Origin of the sequence: Haloferax sp. Atlit-6N, from assembly GCF_003383195.1 — an archaeon.
Taxonomy (GTDB): domain Archaea; phylum Halobacteriota; class Halobacteria; order Halobacteriales; family Haloferacaceae; genus Haloferax; species Haloferax gibbonsii.
The window spans coordinates 1-938 of the sequence record NZ_QEQJ01000025.1 but is presented as its reverse complement, the minus strand read 5'-3'; the positions used below and the strand labels follow the sequence as shown (position 1 = coordinate 938).

Sequence of the window (938 nt, the reverse complement as noted above, 5' to 3'; positions counted from 1 at the left end):
CGTCGTCCGGCACGGTGATCTCCAAGTCGCCGCCCGGCGGGCTGACGGTCACGGGTGCGCTGCCGTCGACGAGGCCGAGGCGCTTTGCGACCGCGGCGACGGCGACGGCACCGGTCCCGCAGGACTGGGTCTCGCCCTCGACGCCGCGCTCGTAGGTCCGCTGTCGGAAGTGCGGATTGCCCTCGTCGTCCTCGACGCGGGAGGCGAGCGTGACGTTGGCTCCCTCCGGGAAGACGTCCGCGTGGCGGACGTCCGGTGCGACGGCTTCGAGGTCCACGTCGTCGACGTCGTCGACGACCGCGACCGCGTGGGGGACGCCGGTGTTCACCGCGGTGACGGTGAGGCCTTCGACGTCTTCTTCGACGAGTTCGGCGTCGCGAGCCAGCGGCACGTCACGAGGGGCGAAGGTGGGTTCGCCCATCTCGATGGTGACGTGGTCACCGTCGACATCCGCGCGGCGGGTACCGGCGGGCGTGTCGATCATCAGCTCCTCGGAGCCGGTTCGCTCGGCCCCCCACGCGGCGGCGACGCGCGCGCCGTTCCCGCACATCGCCGCGACGGAGCCGTCCGGCTGGACGAGCGTCATCACGATCCGGGGCGGCGAGTAGCGGTCCTCGAGCGCGAGAAAGAGCACGCCGTCGGCGCCGGTTCGTGGCGATCGCTCGTGTGTCACGCCGGTCTCGCGGTCGCAGTGGGTCGTGGCGAACGCCGGGCGGTCGGGGATCGATTCGACGGCGTCGACGACGATGAAGTCGTTGCCGGTGCCGTGGTACTTCTCTACTGGTACGTGGTCGTGCAGTACGCTCATTGTTCTAGTTCGGTGAGGTCAGTCAGGGTTTCCCGTCGTCGGGCGAGTCGGACCGTCGTCTCCGAGAGGGCGACTTCCGCCGGCCGGGGTCGAGAGTTGTAGGTGCTCGACATCTCGTATCCGTACGCGC

The 938-nt window shown here is 70.0% G+C and carries 1 protein-coding gene and 1 pseudogene; both read right to left on the bottom strand.

Annotated elements, in window-relative coordinates; all coding sequences use genetic code 11:
* On the bottom strand, positions 1-808 hold an 808-nt coding region (gene dapF / locus DEQ92_RS20915; RefSeq protein WP_115821718.1), incomplete at its 3' end, for a diaminopimelate epimerase.
* Positions 805-938, bottom strand: a pseudogene (locus DEQ92_RS24185) (diaminopimelate decarboxylase); the annotation flags it as partial. The pseudogene DEQ92_RS24185 and the gene dapF, both read right to left, overlap by 4 nt.